The organism is Neisseria sp. P0020.S003, assembly GCF_051957095.1.
Classification (GTDB): Bacteria; Pseudomonadota; Gammaproteobacteria; order Burkholderiales; family Neisseriaceae; genus Neisseria; species Neisseria subflava.
This window is the reverse complement of the sequence record NZ_JBQCWU010000074.1, coordinates 1-445: the sequence shown is the minus strand read 5'-3', so window position 1 is coordinate 445 and position 445 is coordinate 1. Positions and strand designations below refer to the sequence as shown.

Sequence of the window (445 nt, the reverse complement as noted above, 5' to 3'; positions counted from 1 at the left end):
ACCCCCAACACCCCACCAAACAACCACCCCACCCACAACCCCAAACAACCCCAAAAAACAAACCACAAAAAAAAACACAAAACCACAAACCAAATATAACACCAAAACAAACCCCCCAACAACCCCACAACCCACCAAACAAAAAACCCAAAACACCCAACAACAATACAACAACAAAAAACACCACCCCCACAAACCCCCAAACCAACACCACAAACAACCAACAACCCACCACCAACCCCCCAACCAAAAACAACACCAACACAAAAACAACCCCCCCCCAACCCCCAAACCACAACACCACCAACCCAACAACCCACACCCCAAACAACCCAACCCCAACACACAAAACAAACCACCAAACCAAAAACACAACAACAACCAACACCAACACCAAACCACCCCAAACCCCAACACCCAAAACCCACCCCCCACACACACCCAA

General features: G+C 48.5%; 1 protein-coding gene. It reads left to right on the top strand.

Translation table 11 applies throughout. From position 1 onward, the window contains the following. Positions 1–445: hypothetical protein (locus ACTHTQ_RS11385; RefSeq protein WP_440363976.1), on the top strand; the 445-nt coding region annotated here is incomplete at both ends.